This window comes from Ensifer adhaerens (genome assembly GCF_028993555.1).
GTDB lineage: Bacteria > Pseudomonadota > Alphaproteobacteria > Rhizobiales > Rhizobiaceae > Ensifer > Ensifer adhaerens_I.
The window spans coordinates 1-17,945 of the sequence record NZ_CP118612.1; the positions used below are offsets into that span (position 1 = coordinate 1).

At 59.7% G+C, this 17,945-nt stretch carries 12 protein-coding genes and 3 pseudogenes; 6 read left to right on the plus strand and 9 right to left on the minus strand.

Annotation, left to right across the window (positions count from 1 at the left end):
• From repA to repC (PWG15_RS32760), 3 genes are all read left to right on the plus strand, one after another.
• Positions 1-1,224 carry a plasmid partitioning protein RepA gene (repA, locus tag PWG15_RS32750; protein WP_275027643.1) on the plus strand — a complete coding sequence of 408 codons (1,224 nt, stop codon included), beginning with the start codon at positions 1-3 and terminating at the stop codon, positions 1,222-1,224.
• 40 nt (positions 1,225-1,264) lie between these two features.
• On the plus strand, positions 1,265-2,245 hold the full coding sequence (repB, locus tag PWG15_RS32755) for a plasmid partitioning protein RepB (RefSeq protein WP_275027644.1): 981 nt from the start codon (positions 1,265-1,267) through the stop codon (positions 2,243-2,245).
• A gap of 157 nt (positions 2,246-2,402) precedes the next feature.
• Positions 2,403-3,617 carry a plasmid replication protein RepC gene (gene repC / locus PWG15_RS32760; protein ID WP_275027645.1) on the plus strand — a complete coding sequence of 405 codons (1,215 nt, stop codon included), beginning with the start codon at positions 2,403-2,405 and terminating at the stop codon, positions 3,615-3,617.
• Between the two features lie 352 nt (positions 3,618-3,969).
• Here the strand turns inward: repC (PWG15_RS32760) and PWG15_RS32765 are convergent, their stop codons facing one another.
• Positions 3,970-4,998 (minus strand): DUF1254 domain-containing protein, encoded by a 1,029-nt coding sequence (locus PWG15_RS32765; protein ID WP_275027646.1) that lies wholly within the window; start codon positions 4,996-4,998, stop codon positions 3,970-3,972.
• 240 nt (positions 4,999-5,238) lie between these two features.
• Between PWG15_RS32765 and PWG15_RS32770 the strand changes: the two genes are divergently transcribed.
• Positions 5,239-6,000: an IS5 family transposase gene (locus PWG15_RS32770; protein WP_275027647.1), complete on the plus strand. Its 762-nt coding sequence runs from the start codon at positions 5,239-5,241 to the stop codon at positions 5,998-6,000.
• 1,624 nt (positions 6,001-7,624) lie between these two features.
• On the opposite strand, the gene PWG15_RS32775 is transcribed toward PWG15_RS32770, so the two are convergent.
• Positions 7,625-8,656, minus strand: coding sequence for an IS110 family RNA-guided transposase (locus PWG15_RS32775; RefSeq protein ID WP_275027648.1), 1,032 nt, complete (start codon positions 8,654-8,656; stop codon positions 7,625-7,627).
• Positions 8,657-9,606: 950 nt separating this feature from the next.
• On the minus strand, positions 9,607-10,461 hold the full coding sequence (locus PWG15_RS32780; RefSeq protein ID WP_275027649.1) for a hypothetical protein: 855 nt from the start codon (positions 10,459-10,461) through the stop codon (positions 9,607-9,609).
• A gap of 260 nt (positions 10,462-10,721) precedes the next feature.
• Between PWG15_RS32780 and PWG15_RS32785 the strand changes: the two genes are divergently transcribed.
• Complete coding sequence (locus PWG15_RS32785) at positions 10,722-11,189, plus strand: hypothetical protein (RefSeq protein WP_275027650.1); 468 nt, start codon at positions 10,722-10,724, stop codon at positions 11,187-11,189.
• A 140-nt stretch (positions 11,190-11,329) separates the two neighbouring features.
• Here the strand turns inward: PWG15_RS32785 and PWG15_RS32790 are convergent.
• Positions 11,330-12,039: pseudogene (locus PWG15_RS32790) on the minus strand (integrase); the annotation flags it as partial.
• A 434-nt stretch (positions 12,040-12,473) separates the two neighbouring features.
• Complete coding sequence (locus PWG15_RS32795) at positions 12,474-13,391, minus strand: recombinase family protein (RefSeq protein WP_275027651.1); 918 nt, start codon at positions 13,389-13,391, stop codon at positions 12,474-12,476.
• 180 nt (positions 13,392-13,571) lie between these two features.
• Between PWG15_RS32795 and repC (PWG15_RS32800) the strand changes: the two are divergent.
• A pseudogene (repC, locus tag PWG15_RS32800) lies at positions 13,572-13,778 on the plus strand (replication initiation protein RepC); the annotation flags it as partial.
• Positions 13,779-13,814: 36 nt separating this feature from the next.
• Here the strand turns inward: repC (PWG15_RS32800) and PWG15_RS32805 are convergent.
• From PWG15_RS32805 to PWG15_RS32830, 4 genes and pseudogenes are all read right to left on the minus strand, one after another.
• Entirely contained in the window at positions 13,815-14,975 is a 1,161-nt protein-coding gene (locus tag PWG15_RS32805; protein ID WP_275027652.1) for a site-specific integrase, read from the minus strand.
• Positions 14,965-15,384, minus strand: a complete 420-nt coding sequence (locus PWG15_RS32810; protein ID WP_275027653.1) for a type II toxin-antitoxin system VapC family toxin — start codon at positions 15,382-15,384, stop codon at positions 14,965-14,967. Before PWG15_RS32810 ends, PWG15_RS32805 begins: the two co-directional genes overlap by 11 nt.
• A complete protein-coding gene (locus PWG15_RS32815) occupies positions 15,381-15,623 on the minus strand; it encodes a type II toxin-antitoxin system Phd/YefM family antitoxin (RefSeq protein WP_275027654.1) in 243 nt (80 codons plus the stop codon). The genes PWG15_RS32810 and PWG15_RS32815 overlap by 4 nt, the downstream gene beginning before the upstream one ends.
• Positions 15,624-16,110: 487 nt before the next feature.
• A pseudogene (locus tag PWG15_RS32830) lies at positions 16,111-17,776 on the minus strand (IS66 family transposase).
• Between the last annotated feature and the right edge of the window lie 169 nt (positions 17,777-17,945).

The following is a 17,945-nucleotide window of genomic DNA, read 5'->3' on the forward strand; positions in this document are numbered from 1 at the left end:
ATGAACGCTAATTCGCCGTCCTTGGCTCCTGCGCAACCCATGCACTTCGAGGATATGATCCTCGAACAGGGCGATTTGATTTCGAAGAAGCTGCACCTCCTGAGCATGCAGCAGTTCCCGCCGAATGCCAAGAAACTGCTGCGCCAGTTTTCTCTCTCTGAGGTTGCTGATTTTCTTGGCGTCTCGCAAAGCACGTTGAAGAAGCTGCATCTCGAGGGCAAAGGCCCCGTCCCGCAGACGTCAACGTCGGGCAGGCGCTCCTATAGTGCCGAGCAGATGCAAGAACTGCGGCAGTATCTTGACCAGCACGGTCGCTCGGAGGCACGCAACTACGTGCCTTATCGGCGCGCCGGCGAGAAGCTCCAAGTCATTGCGGTCGTCAATTTCAAGGGCGGCTCCGGCAAGACCACGACAGCGGCACACCTGGCGCAATACATGGCGCTGACGGGTCATCGGGTTTTGGCTGTCGACCTCGACCCGCAAGCCTCGCTGTCCTCGCTCCATGGCTTCCAGCCTGAACTCGACCTGACACCGTCTCTTTACGAGGCGATCCGCTATGATGAGCAGCGGCGGCCGATCTCAGACATCATCCTGCCGACCAACGTCCCGGGCCTCGATATCGTGCCGGCGAACCTCGAACTGCAGGAGTTCGAGTACGACACGCCGCTTGCGATGACGAACAAGAGTTCGAACGAGGGCAAGACCTTCTTCACGCGCATCTCGCGCGCGCTTGCAGAGGTGGAGGATCGCTATGACGTGGTGATCATCGACTGCCCGCCACAACTCGGCTACCTGACGATCACGGCGCTCACCGCTGCGACGAGCGTACTCGTCACAATCCATCCGCAGATGCTCGATGTGATGTCTATGGGCCAGTTCCTGCTGATGCTCGGCGGCATTCTGAAGCCGATCCGCGAGGCTGGCGCCGCAGTCAATCTCGAGTGGTATCGCTACGTTATCACGCGCTATGAGCCGACTGACGGCCCACAGGCTCAGATGGTCGGCTTCATGCAGACGCTGTTTCATCAGTTCGTCTTGAAGAACCAGATGCTGAAATCGACGGCGATTTCGGATGCCGGGATCACCAAGCAGACACTTTATGAAGTCGACAAGGGCCAGATGACGCGTTCGACCTACGAGCGCGCGATCGAATCCTTGAATGCGGTCAATGCCGAAATCGCTGAACTCGTGCATGCGTCCTGGGGACGGAAAGTTGCCGGCTGACCGAGGAGCTCAGTCGATTTAGGGGAAATGGAGCAGGCAGATGGCGAGAAAAAATCTACTGGCGGGACTGGTAGACGCAGCGGAGATCCCGCAGGCGGATGTCGCGCCGGCCTATCCGATGCGCGGGGCATCGAAGAGCATGGTGCGTTCGCTTGACGAACTCTCCAAGCAGGCCGACAAGTTTCTCGAAGGCGAAGCCGTCGTCGACCTCGATCCCATGATGATCGATGGTTCCTTCGTCGCAGATCGATTGACGGATGATCGGGAGCAGTTTGAAGAATTGAAAGCGGCTATTGCCGAACGCGGCCAGGACACACCGATCCTCGTGCGCCCTCACCCGACCGCATCCGGCCGCTATCAGATCGTCTTCGGCCATCGCCGCGCGCGTGTGGCGCGCGAGCTCGGTCGTAAGGTCAAGGCAGTGGTCAAAGCGATCGATGACCGAGCGCACGTCATCGCCCAGGGGCAGGAAAACTCGGCCCGTGCCAACCTTTCGTTCATCGAACGTGCGAGCTTTGCCTCGCGGCTGGAAGCTCTGGGATACGACCGCGGTGTGATCGCGTCGGCGCTAGCTGCGGACAAGACCGCTATCTCGAAGATGATGAACGTCACTGAACGGGTGCCGCTTTCCGTTATCGAGCAAATCGGTACGGCACCCGCGACGGGAAGAGACCGATGGCTCGAACTGTCCTTGCTGGTCGGCAAGGCAGCGAATGCGGACAAGGTGAGCGACATCGTCGCCGATCCGAGCTTCGCATCGCTTGAAAGCGACGAGCGGTTCAATGCGCTCTTCAAGGCACTGAATACGTCGGGTCAACCGGTCCGGAAGGGGCCGCTGAAACCCAAGGAGAGCTGGCAGACGAGCGACAAGGCAGTCTCTGCTCAATATTCGAACTCCGGCAAGGCATTCGAGCTATCGATGAAATCGAAGAATGCTGGTCGGTTCGGGCAATATCTCGCTGAAAACCTGGACCGGCTCTATGCGGAATTCCTGGCAGCGAATGATGGGAAGGAAGACTGAACGCGCAAAAGAAAAAGGCCCCCAGACGGTAACCATCGTGGAAGCCTCTCTCATCGTTTAGCAGCCTGAGAATCGCATTTCCACGAATCACAGTCAAGAGTCTTTGGCACCGGAACGGGTGAGCGGACGTCTTTTGCCTGAAGTTAGGTGAAAGAAGATGCAAGGTGGAAATGTGACGACGCCCTTCGGGCGGCGGTCGGTGACGCTCGGCATGTTGGCAAGCCAATACATGTCGCGCGAAATCGCGCCCGAGACATCGGCTGACAAGTGGAAACTCTTCCGCGCGCTTTGCGAGGCCAAGCCCAGGCTCGGCCTCAGCGAACGTGCTCTTTCGGTCATGAACGCCCTTTTGAGCTTCTATCCGGATACGACCCTTTCTGAGGAAAACGGCCTCATCGTGTTTCCGTCGAACATGCAGCTCTCACTGCGTGCTCATGGCATGGCGGAGGCAACTTTGCGCCGCCACATCGCAGCCCTTGTCGACGCCGGATTGCTTTCGCGCCGTGACAGCCCCAACGGCAAGCGCTACGCACGTAAGGACGGGACGGGCGCCATCGATGAGGCCTACGGGTTCTCACTTGCTCCATTGTTGTCGCGGGCTCGCGAAATCGAGCAAATGGCCGCAGAGATCGAAATGGAAAGATTGCAACTGCGCCGCCTTCGCGAACGTCTGACGATATGCCGCCGTGACATCGGCAAGCTGATTGAGGTCGCTCTCGACCAGGGTGTTCGTGGCGACTGGGAGGCGATCCACGAGCATTATCGGAGCCTGGTGGTCTCTATTCCGCGCGTCGCGACCGCGGCCTCGATAGCACCGATCTTGGAAGAATTGGAGATGCTGAGGGAAGAGGTCTCCAACCTGCTGGAAATGCGTGTGAAATCTCAAAATTTGAGCGGCAATCCTGATCAAACTGAGCGGCACAAACAGAATTCAAACCCCAAATCTACCTGTGAATCTGAACCTAGCTCTGGAAACGAGCTGGGGGCGAAGCCGAGCAAGACGGCCGTACCGCCGAGCGAGCCGATGAAGGCATTCCCGTTGGGGATGGTGCTGCAGGCGTGCCCGACGATAGCCGACTATGGGCCAGGCGGCACGATCGGGAGTTGGCGTGACCTGATGCAAGCGGCTGTGGTGGTGAGAACGACACTGGCGGTCAGTCCGTCCGCCTATGAGGATGCCTGCGAAACGATGGGATCCGAAAACGCGGCCGTCGTGATGGCGTGTATTCTCGAGCGAGCCGGGCATATCAACTCGGCCGGCGGATATCTGCGCGATCTGACGGCAAGAGCGCGACGCGGTGAGTTTTCCTTGGGGCCTGTGCTGATGGCGCTGTTGCGCTTGAGGACCGGTGAGCACCGGAAAGCGTCGTGATGTCGGTACTGCAGCGAGGCTGACGGCTGGAAAAAAACGCAGGGTAACCCGCCTCGACGAAGGGACGGCTGCTGGGTTCCGAAAGCCTGTTGTTCCGCGTTCACTCGCGAGCCAGCTCAATAAGTGAAAAGCGGTTTGGGAAGCATTCTATAGCTCATGAATTTACAATTGGCCGAGCGTTGGCCCGAACAAATATAGGGTGCCCCCTACTTGAGGCGCTTTAGCGACTAGGCCGTGAACCCATAAATCAGCCAGGCGGACGACTTGCTGGAGTCCGCAATGTACCGATAGCGACCAACGTTTGCAGCGCAGCTAAATGACGCGATGGGCACAACAGCTGACATGACCTTGATCAGGTCGATGGTTGCGGTTCCGGGAATTTCCAATTGCCATTGAGAATCTCCGGCCGCGGGCGATAGAGGCGCACGGTGTAGTTCCAGCCGTTCATAGTCGGCAGGCAGTTTGGAATCTCGCCGTCGCAGCCGCCGAACTGTACCGCGACAGTGCCATCCGGGCACTTCTTCGCCGTGATGTTGTTGAGCGAGTAAGCGCTGTACTCGTTTTTCACAAAAAACCCTTCGGCGTTGTAGAGACTGATCGACCAGAAGGCATCGACCGGTACATCCTTGACGCTCAACTTGTAAACTGTGTTGCCGTCGTTCTTTGCGGGTGTCACGCTCAGATAGGTCGCATCCTTGTCCGGGTTGCCACCCCAGCCCGCCGCGGTGCCGATCAGATGTCTTACGGGATCGACGTCGCCTTTCTGGCCGAACGCATGCGCAAAGCCGCCGGTGTAATTGTTCAAGGCAAGCAGGGCATCGCGGATGCCCTTCTGGCTCTTCGGGTCCCAGTTCGGCGCCTCGAACTTTCCAGCGGTTTCTTGGCTAACCTTCAACGCGTCCTGCAGGGCGTGGACCTCAGCTACATCCTTCGGGTCGTTAGGATCCACAAGGGTGCGGAACGCGATAAAGAGATAACGAGTGCCGACTTTGGTGCGATCATAAGTGTAGCGACCCGGCTGGTATTCGGCGTTGCCGACAACATAGTGATCTTCATTGATTGCGAGCATCGAGCGAAAACGCTTGCCTGCATCCGGCAGCGTGATCGTCGCCGGTCCCGCGTCCATGTCGAGCAGTATCGCAGAATAGAGCGTATCGCGGTTCGAGCGAACGACGACCTGCCGATCGACTGGGACGGGCTCGCGGTGATGAAGAAACTTTCCGATGCCCCCAGCGTCTCGGACGGCAGAAGCGAAATAGAGGTCTGTTTCCGCGCGCTTGAAGCTGTCAACGGTGACGGGGATGACGTTCTGCGCGAAGGACACTGTCGGCATCGCCAAGACTGCTCCTCCGACAAGCGCTGCTGCTATCGTGCTCTTCATGGATCAGCCTCCAGTTGAATGAGCTTGCATCATCACTCCAAGTAAGCCAAGCGACAACCCTTATGTCGCCTTTGGGTCATTCGCGACCGGGTCGAGCCAGTGGCAAGTCCGGCCAAGTCCGCTATACCGCCGAAAGCGGAAGTAAATTCAGAGCATTAGCGGCAAGGCTATTAGTCTTGACGGGTTGATGGCGGCGCCGTCCGAGACGTGATTCAATCTCCGAAACCGGAGCCCCAAATCATGCGCTACGAACTCAGCGATTGCGAATGGACCTCCATCAGACCGTTGCTGCCGAACAAGCCGCGCGGCGTTCGGCACGTAAATGACCGTCGCGTGCTCAATGGCATCTTTTGGGTCCTGCGTTCAGGTGCTCGTTGGCGCGACCTGCCGGAGAACTACGGTCCCCGCACGACTTGTTACAATCGCTTCGTAAGGTGGCGGCGGGCTGGCGTCTGGGACCGGATCATGGATGCACTGGCGGCCGGTCATGACGCGGCGGTGCAGATGATCGATACCTCCGTCGTGCGCGTGCACCAGCACGGTGCTTGTATCGCAGATAACTCTCAGCAAGATATGGGTCGCTCACGCGGTGGCCTCACCAGCAAAATTCATGCGGTCGTTGACTCCAATGGTCTGCCGGTCCATCTCGCCCTCACGCCGGGTGAGGCGCATGACAATCGGCTGTGTTCGGTCCTTCTCAGCGCCTTGCTTCCACGAACGATGCTGCTCGCGGATCGGGGATACGACGCGGACTGGATCAGGGAGCTTGCCCGTCAGCAAGGCGCATGGGCGAACATTCCGCCGAAACGCAATCGCAAAGACTCGATCTGCTTCAGCCCGTATCTGTATCGCGCGCGCAACCTGATCGAACGGTTCTTCAACAAGATCAAACAATGTCGGCGTGTTGCGACCCGATACGACAAACTCGCGGCCAACTACCTGGCCTTCGTCAAGCTCGCATCAATCCGCATCTGGTTGCGTGCTAATGAGTCCGCGCCCTAGTTCCTGCTTCGTCATTCCGCCTATAATCCGATCCAAATTGTCTAAAGCTATCGGGTGGAAAGGCGATGTGTCAGCTTTCGCGAAAAGCGCGGCGGTTGTTTAAGATGAGCAACCTGGCTCGAGGGCTACAGGAAGAGGCTGCTTTCGGCACTTTGTCCTGAAGTCGCAATCGTTCTTCGAGCGGGCCTAGGAAGCACGTCATCGTCAGGGCCACTGAGCAGCAGAATCTGCCTCAGTCACGGTCGGCCGCGGTCGGGCCGATGTAAAGTTGCTTTCACTTCCCTCCCCTCCCCCGAGAACATTCCAATTAAGCTCAAGCGCGCCGCCCCTTCATATGCTCGGCCACTAGCGAAAAGCCGCCGACCGGAAAGACCTGGCGGTGAGAATGTGGCGGGAGAGTTAGCCACTTCGCAGTCGGCTGGCGCTAAGCCAAGGTTCAGCGCGGGCATCGGAACTTTGGGTAACGAAGAACTTTGGATCATATCCTGAAGCGAATTGGTGCGGTATTCGTCGTCGTCCCGACGGCATTGCTGGCGGGACAGGTACAGGCAACGCCGATCTCTCCTGTGTCCGTAGGATGGACGGACACCCAAACCATACAACTGGTCCACCTTAAGGACATTGGAGGTGGTCGCCTCATTCGCACAGCTACAACGGATACCAATACAACACAGCGCGGCATGGCTACTACAATGGGTACGAAGGCTATCGCTACCGTCGGGATGGATATCGTCTGCACAGTGATGGCTGGTGAGCTCCGCTCACTTCGGAGCGCCGTCGTGATTGGCGATCTCTCGCGGCCCTCGCCGGGTCTAATCGAATGCGCCATCTGCCCACGTCGAGTGGCGCTATGATCCCTATCTCTCATACCGGGCGTACGACAACAGCTTCCAGTCCTACTATGGGCACATCAGGAATGCGTGTCGCGATACTATTGAGCAGGCCCTGATGGCGGCGGTCATAAGCTCTTCAGTCTTGATGAGACGCCGCGCAAAATCGCAGATCACGCGTGAGCGTATTGTCTCCACAGTTTGCGGGGCACAGTTCTGCTCGCCAGGACTTCTAGATCGGCGGCTCCGCGCCGACCCGACATAAGGCAAGCGATCGGATCCCTGAGCTTCTGCACAGACATTGACGGAAAGCTCGCGAAGTCGGGCGAGTATGTAGACGACGGACGCTGCCGGCGAAGCTAGCTATGGCTTTTCCTAGTCGGCGGTCTTTTCGAGCAGGCCGGTTTTTCGTGGGATCAATGACGCTGCTCCGCCCCATAGTTTGCTGCGCAACTCAATGGGCAATCACGAGTGGCTTGCGAGCGGTGTCGGCAGCGTCCTTGCTGTCGAAGGCCCCCTCCCCTCATATGTGGAACGGCCCGTTTAGCAAGACTCTGCTGCTGTAATTTTCCAAGTCGGGTGGTGCGGTCGTATGTCCGGCCTATCAGCGCGGTCGCGTGACCGCTGGCCATGATGATTTCCGTAATGCTGGATCGCCTAATCGCACTCGCGCGCTGCAAGGCGCAAAGAGGGGAACGGTCTGATCTGCATTGGAATTCGCCCCGTTTGGTTCATCACAGCAGTTGCACCTTGCCTCTCATTCCGGCGCTGTCGCTCCGGAAGTTCGTAAAGTATTATGCGTGTGATACTGCCGATGTCGGTTCGTAACATCCGCCCTTGATCATCAAAGCCCAGATGATACGGGCTGTCTTGTTGGCCATGGCCACGGCGACGACCTTGAATGGCCTCCGCTTCAAAAGACTGGCGACCCAAGGCTGCATAGTCGCCCCGTATTTTGACGTTCTGAGGATCGCCATGGCTCCCACCATGAAGAGACTTCGCAGTTGTGGATTGCCTCGCTTCGATATCGAGCCCAGCTTTTGTTTCCCGCCGCTCGAATTTGACCGAGGCGTCAGCCCCACCCATGCCGCAAAATCGCGGCCGGTTCGGAATCCAGTTGGGTCCGGCACCAACGCCCTTACCGCCGCCGCAGTGATCGGGCCGACGCCTGGGATACTGGTCAAGCGGCGTGAGACGTCATCCTGTCTGACGGACGAAACGATCACCTTTTCCAGCTTCATGATCTTCTCTGTCAGGCGCTCGATCTGGTCTGCAACCTCGGTCAATGTGTAGCGGGCGATCGCTGGCAGCCGATGATCGGTATCGTCGCGCACTATTTCGATAAGCTTGGCGCTCGCCTTAAATCCTGCTGCGGCCACGATGCCCAGCTCCGCCAAATGCGAGCGCAGTGCATTGACCAGTTGAGTCCGTTGCCTGGTCAAAAGATCGCGGGTTTTGAGCATCATGTTGATCGATTGCTCGACGTCCGACTTTACCGGCACAAACCGCATTGTCGGTCGTGTGACAGCCTCGCAGATTGCTTCGGCGTCCGCGGCATCGGTTTTGTTCCTCTTTACGTAAGCCTTGACGTAGAATGCGGGCATGATGCGGACCTGGTGGCCGAGTTTGCCGATCTCCCGCGTCCAATAATGAGCGCTGGCACAGGCCTCCATCCCGACGAGGCAAGGCGGGGTCCGCTCAAAGAAGTCCAGAAGGTGAGATCGACGAAGCGTCCGCCGCAGCACAACCTTCCCCGTGGCATCGATGGCATGAACCTGAAATACAGATTTTGCCAAATCAAGACCAATCGTTGCAATCGCTCCCATGGAAATGCATCCGTGATTTAACTCTCGCGAGACTATGCGGCAAACTCAGTTGCCTGAGGAGGGCCGTTCCACACCATCACACTTCATCGCCATAGCTTACCCCAAAGAATCCAACCTGGCCCTTTGCTTTGCGCATGCCATCCTTTCCGGTCGTAACGCCTCGGAAAAACCCGACCTCCGTGAATACCGTGGCACGCTGGTTGACCAAATAGGTCGTCTCAGCACGGGCTCATCCAGAGCCATAAAACGCGAACGGCAGTATTAGAGAGCCATTGAATGCTGCTGGCCGGAACAACCCTATCGATGCCGATCTTGCTAGTGCCTTCCAGATCAAAGTTCTCCGTCTTCCCAACGGACACAAACGTCTTCCTCGTGCTGATCGGCGTTGAGCTCGTCGCCCCGACCAACGGGTTGGACACGCTCCGAGTTGAACTATCTTGGCTCCACGCGATTGCCGGCTTTGCGGTTCCGTCTATCGGAACGGACCCTCTTAGGTGATGGCCAGGGGTAGTGCCACCCGGCAAGTAACGAGCGGCAGCTTCGCGTCACCTCTCCAGAATGCTCAGAGTGTCGTGACGGGAGGTCCCTCTCCCTTGGCTGTCAAGTGGTTGAAATTTGCTCGGCTCTGTCTGGTACCTCGGTCGTTGAAGCTGATGCATTCGACCTATCGATGGCGCAAGGCATTGAATCAACGCGTAATTTTTCTGAAATTGCCGGCCGGCAACTGTTCCGGTCCGAATCGTCGACGGGCGGGTGAGCACCTTAGCTTGGCCAATACCCTGCGTCGCCGCGCAACTTGCTTTGGCCCTGACGTGTAAGATGGCCCCGTTGTGGTTGCGGTGACTTAAGTTAAGCTATTGAAAGTAAACAATAAAACAGAGAAATTGCCGGCCGGCAACTTTCTCGACACGCTGGCAACGTTCGTTTGCGCCTAGCGCTCACAGCGACCGTCAGCGCGAAACCGGGGTCAGGGTCAGCACCTCGTTGTTGGTCTTGCACGAACCCGGTACGCCGTTGATGCAGCCCTTCGTGGTTTGCTTGATCGTCAGCGTAGATCCGTCGCCCGACGGACCGATCGTATAAGTGCCGCTGCCGGCGCCTGAAAAACCGCCCCCCGCAAGCACATATTTCACCGTCCCGCCGGAGCGCGACGTTGGCGTGTAGACGAAATCCGCAGTGCCACCGGGGAACTTGCCGACGACCTTGAACGCCTCGTTCAACTTCGCCACAGTTCCGCTCACCTTGATCCGGGCGCCGCCGCCGGTGACCATCCACGGGCCGGGACAAAGCTTGCCCAGCACATGTTCGGCAATCCGGACAGCCTCGTCCAGATACGCATCGTCGTCTGAAAAGCCGGTGAAGCTGTCGACAAGGTCACCGCCGGGGTTGGTTCTTGTCTCTATGGTCCAGTCGGCTTTTCCGGCCCCGAATGTGATGCGGCCGCCAATCAAAAAGTCTGGTGCGATAGTACCCAGTTTCTTGATCGCCGTGGCCGGGTCGGCATATTTCGACTGCTGAAACTTCTGTTCCTTGATTACCTCGTCGATCCGCCGCCATTCGACGACCTTTCCCGCGCACCATGCAAACTCCCCGCCGTCGCCCAGCATGGTGACGACGTGGTGCAAGATAACCTCGCCCAGACCGTGGCCAGCAGACTCCCGACCGGGATAGTTGTCATCTGTGATTGTGCCGACCGCCAGGGCCACATCGGCTTGCTGCGCTGGTGCGATCACCGATGACAGCAAGACAAGCAAAAGCGCACTAAGCACCGGCACGAAATGCGACGCTATTGACCGAACCTGCACCTTGATGCGCCTCGCTCACGGATCATGCGGCTACACTGCCTCTCTAACCAGCGCTCTGTCCAACGAAATCTCGGGTGCGGTCCAGTCCACTCGATCGGGCAAATGAGTCCGCTGAACAGGGGTGAGGAAGGGGCTGAAATGCCTGGATTCCGGCGAATCCGCTGATCCCGCCGCTAGCATCGTGATTGGACAGCGCAATTGACAGGGATCACTCTACTGCTGGGGTTTGCTTTCGCAACGTCGTTTGATTGGAGGCGACAATGAAGCATCACAGCTTGGAAGAACTGCAAACCATCGCACAGGTTGAGTCCTGTTTCGATCCCGACGGTATGACGCGCCGACAGCGGCTGGAGCGCTGGGCTGAGCTTTTGGAACTAATCAGGCACAGACATCTGGACACGCTTCATGAAACCGAATTCCAGGTTAGCGATGAGCGAAATGCCCTGCGCAGCGACTATTCGCCGATAACGATCGCATTTAGGGATCCGGTGCTCCGTGCTGCAGGCATGGAAACGGATACCTATGGCGAGGCGAAGCGCTTCTTCAAAATCAGCGATGACGAACTGCATGACGTTGTCTGCTACTGCCGCTTTGGCACGACGGTGAGTGCCGCGGCGGCAGCTCACCAGGTTCGCTTGTTACTCGCAGACAAGCCGAAAGGCTTCTGGGCGTCGGTAGCAGGGTTCTTCATCGGTCGGCAACCCAAGGATCAGCCATTCTGGGATTAGGTTTCCATACTTCGCCCGTGGAGAGAGGGAGGAAAGGTTGCTCAAATCAGTAATCGCGCGGCCCGTCCGTGTTTGCGCTCCGCGTTGTTGTAATAGCGAGCCGTCTGCGCAACGGATTTGTGCAACGACTGCTGCATCGGGACGGCATGCTCGTCGGTCAGGCCCTCGACGCGCAATGCTACGACTTCCGACCGGCGGCGGCCACCGGAGGCGAGAGCGGTCAGAAGCAAGGCCTTATCGCGCAGATCGGCCAGGCGTTCACCGGCGCAGGCCTGCAGCAGCTTTGCCAGGATGTCGCCGGTGACTGCTTTCTTGCTCTTGCGTTGCCGCGGCCGCGCGCTGGCGCGAACGGCAAGACGCAGCGCCGACTTGAGCGAGGGGCCGTCGAAGGCTCCTGTCAGGCCGCGCCAACGGGTCAGGATCGACCAGCTCGTCAGCCGCCGCCGTACGGTCTCGGGGGCATGCGGCCCGTCGGCGCGCAGCAGGCGCTGTGAGCGCAGGCCGACTTCCACCTCAACCGGCATGCCATGGGATGGACCTTCTACGCGCTTGCCCGAGTCCCAAAGATGATGGGCGACGAACTTCAGCAGCAGACTTTCCGGCGCCTGCCGGGCAGCGGAGTGCCCGTGGCGAGCTGGCACCAGGCCTCGAGATAACCGAGATCCGAGGCAAGCGCTCTGAGCGTGTTATCGCCCATGCCTTCGCTGGCCAGATGCTTGAGCGTCGCGACGTCGTCGTCGGTGAGAAGGGTGGCGAGCTGATCGCGCCGATCGAACGGCAGGATGGCGTCGAGCGCGTCGAGTTCTTCGGCACGCCGGTGGACGGCATCGGAAAGTGTCTTTTTCGCCAATTTTGCGGCTGCGCTAGCTGTAGCTCTGCGCGATTTTAGACTGTCGGTCAGACTAATTGAGCGGAAACCTTTCATTTGTATCGATTGCGGTTTTGGGTTTCCAGGCTCACCGGATTTTCCTGGTGGGCCGGAATTTTCGGACGCGCCAACAATGGCCGCATCCTAGGTTGGCAAGTGAATGAAGGGCCAATTCCATACCCGCGCCGTATCCACGCTTCCTCTCGCCTGGCGGGCCGCCTCCATCGAAGCCATGGCTAAGCTCACAGGCCTGGTCGAGTGTCGTGAAATCAGAGCCGTCCCGCCCTTCCTGCATGCGGCCTTCCGGAGCTTTCGGGGAGGGGAGGGGGAGCCGGCGCCGGAAAAACCCACCGCCGCGGCCCAGGCTGAAGGCCGCTGAGCTGAACGCGCGATCGGTCGGCTGATGAGCCGCGCCCTCAGCGACGGATAAGGCCAAAGCGGTGGGCTTCGTCCAGCAGGTCGCGGACAGAGGAGGGCTGCCATTTCCTGCCGCCGCGTACAGGCCGTTCGCCCATCTGGTCCAGTTGCGCGGCAATGTCGCGAAGCGACAGCTCGGGATCAGCAATGGCGATCGCCGCCACCAGTTTCATCAGATGGTCCTCGGGGGCGCGGCGAGGGGAGCGGGCCAGGAGTTCTTTTTCCGCGAGCTTTTCGCGGACCAGGCGATGAATGGCGCGACGCAGGCGCTCGACGGTCCAGTTGTGGCCGCGGCGATTGAGCACGCGCACGACATTGTCCCAACTGTGCTGAGGCCGCAGTTGCCGCACCAACGGCAACCATGTCTGCGCGGACGCAATGAGCTCATCGAGATAGAGCTTTTCGCGTGCTTTTGAGACTGCTTTGATCGCCTCCGGGCGCCGTTCGCGCAGGCCGGGGTTTCCAGGAAGCCTGCCGCGCGCCTTCGCCGCCTTGATGCCGGCCTTCGTGCGTTCGGCAATCAGCGCTCTCTCGAGCTGCGCGACCGCACCAAGAACCTGAAGGGAAAACATGCCCTGGGGGGTCGAGGTGTCGATCGGATCGCGGATCGACCGGAAATGCACGCCGCGCTCTTCAAGATCCTCGATCACCTGCAACAGGTGGCTGACCGACCGGGCCAGCCGATCGAGGCGGACGACGACGAGGACGTCTCCTGCGGTGAGCTCGCCAAGCAATTTGGTCAAGACGGGGCGAGCGCGCGATGCCCCGGAGCCGTGCTCCTGGTAGATCCGATCGCAGCCGGCGGCGCGCAGCTCGTCGATCTGGGCGTCGTGGACCTGGTCCTCTGTCGAAACGCGGGCGTAGCCGATCAGCCGCTTTGGAGACTGGTGGCCGTTAACTGTTTGTCGCTTCGCCATCGCGCTCTTAGCGGCCTCGTTTAGAACTGGTTTGTACAGACAAGAAATGCGTTAGAAAATGCTCAGTTGCAAGCGTGTTTTATGTATTGAATAGCGGCCCGCCAGACTCGAAATCCTACGAAGGATGAGCAACGGAGCGTCCATATCGGCAAACGCGCGCCAGCGGGCTTCTGTGGCGGAAATACCGCTCCCATCATCGCCTCTACTCTCGAGCGGGCAGGACACATCAACTCGGCCGGCGGCTATTCGCGCGATTGGACGCGAAAGGCCGAGTGTGGGGAGTTTTCGCTCGGACCAATAACGATGGCCCTGATGCGGGCAAATGCGGGCGCTCGATCATCCTTGCATTTATGGAGTTTGATTCCAGAAATGCGAGGTAAAGATTGATGCCGAGCGCGTTGATAGTTTCTGGTCGTTGCGACGCTAGACGAATACGCGGGCCGCTCGCCCCTTTTTTCGCTCTGCATTGTTGTAATAGCGCGCCGCCTGGGTGACGGACTTGTGCTGCGACTGCTGCATGGCTTCCGGCAGCGGTACGCCACGGTTGGCGGCCTCAGTCAGATATCCTGATCGCAGTCCATGCGCCGAAAACAGGGTCGGGTTGAGCCCGGCCTGCCTGCAGCGACCTTTCAGGATCAGGTTGACCGACTGCGGCGTGAGCGCCCGGCGATCTATGTTCCCCCACTGATCAATGCGCCGAAAGACAGGACCGTTCTTGATGCCGGCCTGCTCCAACCACCCTTTCAAAGCTTGCACGGGCCTACCGATCAGAAATACCTGATCGTCATCATCGTTCGTGGTCGTCTTGGTGCGGCCGAGGCGGATCGACAGGCAGGGGAGGGGCGCGGAGCCAGGATCCGCCGGATCGGCCTGCACGGGGCCTTCATCTGTGAGATCCTCTACTCGCAGCGTCGCCACTTCCGACCGGCGCCGGCCGCCGGATGCGAACGCCGTCAGAAGCAGTGCCCGATCGCGTAGATCGACAGTGCTCTCGCCGGAGCAGGCCTGCAGCAGCTTTGCCAGGATCTCCCCGGTCACCGCCTCTCTGCTCTTTCGTTGCCGCGGTCGGGCGCTGGCGCGGACCGCAAGCCGCAGCGCCGACTTGAGCGAGGGACCGTCGAAGGCGCCTGTCAGGCCGCGCCAACGGGTCAGGATCGACCAGCTCGTCAGCCGCCGCCGCACGGTCTCGGGCGCGTGCGGCCCGTTGGCGCGCAACAGACGCTGTGAGCGCAGGCCGGCTTCCACCTCAACCGGCATGCCGTGGCTTGGATCCTCGGCCCGCTTGGTGGGATCCCAGAGATGGTGGGCGACGAATTTCAGCATCAGGCTCTCCGCCGCTGGCCAGGGCAGGGGAGTGCCCGTGGCGAGCTGGCACCAGGCCTCGAGATAGCCGAGGTCAGACGCCAGCGCCCTGAGCGTGTTGTCGCCCATGCCCTCGCTGGCGAGATGCTTCAGCGTCGCGACGTCTTCGTCGGTCAGCAGGGCTGCAAGCTGATCGCGCCGATCGAAGGGCAGGATGGCGTCCAGGGCGTCGAGTTCTTCGGCGCGCTGCTCTGTTTGCGACGCTGTAAGGTCAATGCTCATTCTCGAAAGGCCCCAGCACCTGAATCCTCTCGGCGCGGGCCGCGCCGGCGAGCTTACGGTCAAGGGTGGCGAGCGGCAGGGATTGACGGACTGCAACGTCGAGATAGGCGGCGTCGTAGGCGCTCAGGCCGTGCGCGCTTGCGAGTTCGAGCACCGAACCGTCCTGACCGGCGCCGGTGTCCTCAAGAGGCAGCCGGCGGAGCCGGGCCATCGCGTTCAGCGCCTGGCCGGGGGCGATCCTCTGTCGCCGCTCAGCGCTGATTAATATGCTGCGCGTCTCGTGCCAGAACAGGTTGGGTACCGGGCAAGGGCTGGACATGCCGGCGATGAGTCGCTCGGCCGCCTCGCTGTATTCCTCCGGCAACAGCCAGGCAGCAGCGGTCGATGCGTCGAGGACAAAGATGGTCAAAACTTTTGTCCCTCGCGTTTCCAGTCGAGGATCTCGTCGTTGGTGACCGGTTTTGCCCGCATCCTGGCCGCGCGCACTTCCGCGATGAGCGTCGTGAGTTCGGTTTCCTTCTTAACGCGCGAGAGCCGGGCGACCGGATCGTTGCCGCGAGATATGATGACCTCTTCGCCGGCTTCGACGCGGGCCAGTAGTTCGGAGAGATGGGCCTTGGCCTCGGCGACCTTGACGGTGACGCTCATGGGAAACTCCGCTTGAAAATGACGTTTCGTCGCGCAGATTGCGGACGATCTTAAATTTGTGCTTCCGCCTAAAGATAGAGCGCGTTCAATGGTTGGTCAACCTGCAGACCACATCACTATCGATACCTGAAACCTATCGCTAGTGATTGTGCCCGAAAATTGGCGTCTGCATGACGGAAAAATAACGTCAGATAGCTTCTGTTTGTGTGATTTAATGTGTTAATTCATATGGTTAATATTTGATGAATCCGCAAAATGCAGCGCCGCGACCGGGTAACCGGGGCAAATTTTCTGGCGGTGCTGTTGAGATAGGCAAAAGCTCTATATGCGCACCCTAGCACAGACGGGTTGAGTCGCGGAAGCACGGTGGTTTTCGGTCATCGAGATGGGAGCAGTCTTGCGGCGTCGTGCACACATGTCCGTGGCATCGACGCTGACTCAAGGCAGTTCTCCTTGCCAGGGCTGTTTGCAAAGTGGAGAGCCGTGTTCAAGCCTTAGCCGCGACCAGAGTGGCGAGCGGCGGGATGGGCTCGCCCTTGATCCCGAGGCGGTCGCCGAGATAGTGCCAGAACGACAGGCCGAGCTTGCGGCAGGTTTTCATCAGCCCGAGCATGGTGTCGCGCGCCACACGACCATCGCGGCTCATCGTGCCGCCGGAGATCTTGCGCTTGGTGACGAAGCTGCGCAGGTCGTTCTCCGACGCATTGGATGGAGCGGCGTTCCCGGTCGTTCCAGCACCTTGAGCAATTCGTCCTTGCGGCGAAACAGGCGCGCCAAAAGCTTGTCGAGCTCCTCATAGCCAGTGTTGAGCGAGAAGATGCGGTCGAAGCGTTTGTGGAATGCGGCAGTGAGCCCAGGCGGTGGCTTTCGTTTGACGTTCTTCAGCGCCCGGTAGAACTGCCACACGAGATCGCGCACCGTCTCGACCAGACGCACCTGCCGCGGCGTTGTCGGCATTAGCTTTTGCAGCAGCCGCTCCGAGTGGACCCAACAGAGCGCATGGTTGCCGACCCAAACTGACCGGCGTCGTCGGAAACAATAACGGTATCACCGATGAGACCATGATGGCGGATCGATCCCCAGATGCCGGCTTCCGCCAGCACACGCACGGCCTGCCGGTCAAAAGTGTCGATGCCTTTGTTCGCCAGATATTCGAGAAATGGCACCTGATTGCAAAAGCGTCTGGGTTCGTGACTGCGCAGTTTGGCGACCAGCGCCGGATCGACGCGACGGCGATCGAGATAGTCGAATGCCGCGTCGTTGAGGGCATAGTCCTGATAGTTGCCTCTCAGCAGCGACAGGAAGTTCAGCCGGGACTTGGAGGGCGTGGTGCGGAAGTTGGTGAACTGCGCCCCGCCGATCTGGGTCGTATGGAAGTTGGAGCGCGCATGCCGGGCGCCGGTATCGTCGACGGTGATATAGGGTGCCGAAAGCAACCCGGCATGCAGCACCGCCGCATCCTCGGCGACAAAGCTGTCCAGCCCTTGGGTCATCAGCCGCACGACCTGGCGCTTGGAGACGTCGACGCCGACATCGTTGAGCAGCGTCGTCAGCCGTTCCATCGTCACCTGTCCTTGCGCGTGCAACATCAGGCAAAACCGTCGCAGGTTGGCGCCGTAGCTTCCGATGATTCCTGCAGGCAACGGCGCAAGCAGCATCTTGCCGTCCGGTGTCAGCCAGCACTCGCGCCGGTAATGAACGACCTCAGCCGAGATGACCAGGTCACACACATGGCAGCTCTTGTAGCCCTTGAAACGGGAACCTGGAGGCGGCGTCATGCGGAGCACTTCTTCCCGGCTCACTTGGCTGATGTCGAGCTTCGGGCCGCGCGGTTTCTTCTGGGCTGCCGGCGGATCATCCAGTTTGAAATCCGTCGCCTTCTCCATGCCCGACGGGCGAAACGGCGGCCGCGGCGGCAGGTTCTTCAGTCTGGCGATCTCGTCGCGCAGCAGCTGGTTCTCCACCTTCAGGCGGGTGTTTTCCTGGCGCAGCGCTGCATTCTCTTCGCGAAGCTCCGCATTCTCGGCGCGAAGTCGCGTGACTTGTGCGGAGAGCTCCCTGACCTCACTGACCAGGCCCGTCACAAGCGAACGCAACGCGTTCAGCGACAGCGTGTCGGCGTGCTCGGGTGAGGGGAGGCGCTTCTTCGGCATGACCGAAACGAGTCTGATTTGCGCCCGAGGCGGAATCCTTGACCCATCGCCGACGGCTCACATCGCCCGCTTATGCACAGATCTTACATCGCGGCCGCGAAAGGGACGCCACCAAATGTGCCCCCGTTACCTGCGACCGGGTAACCGTGTGGCTTTTACTTCCCGATTT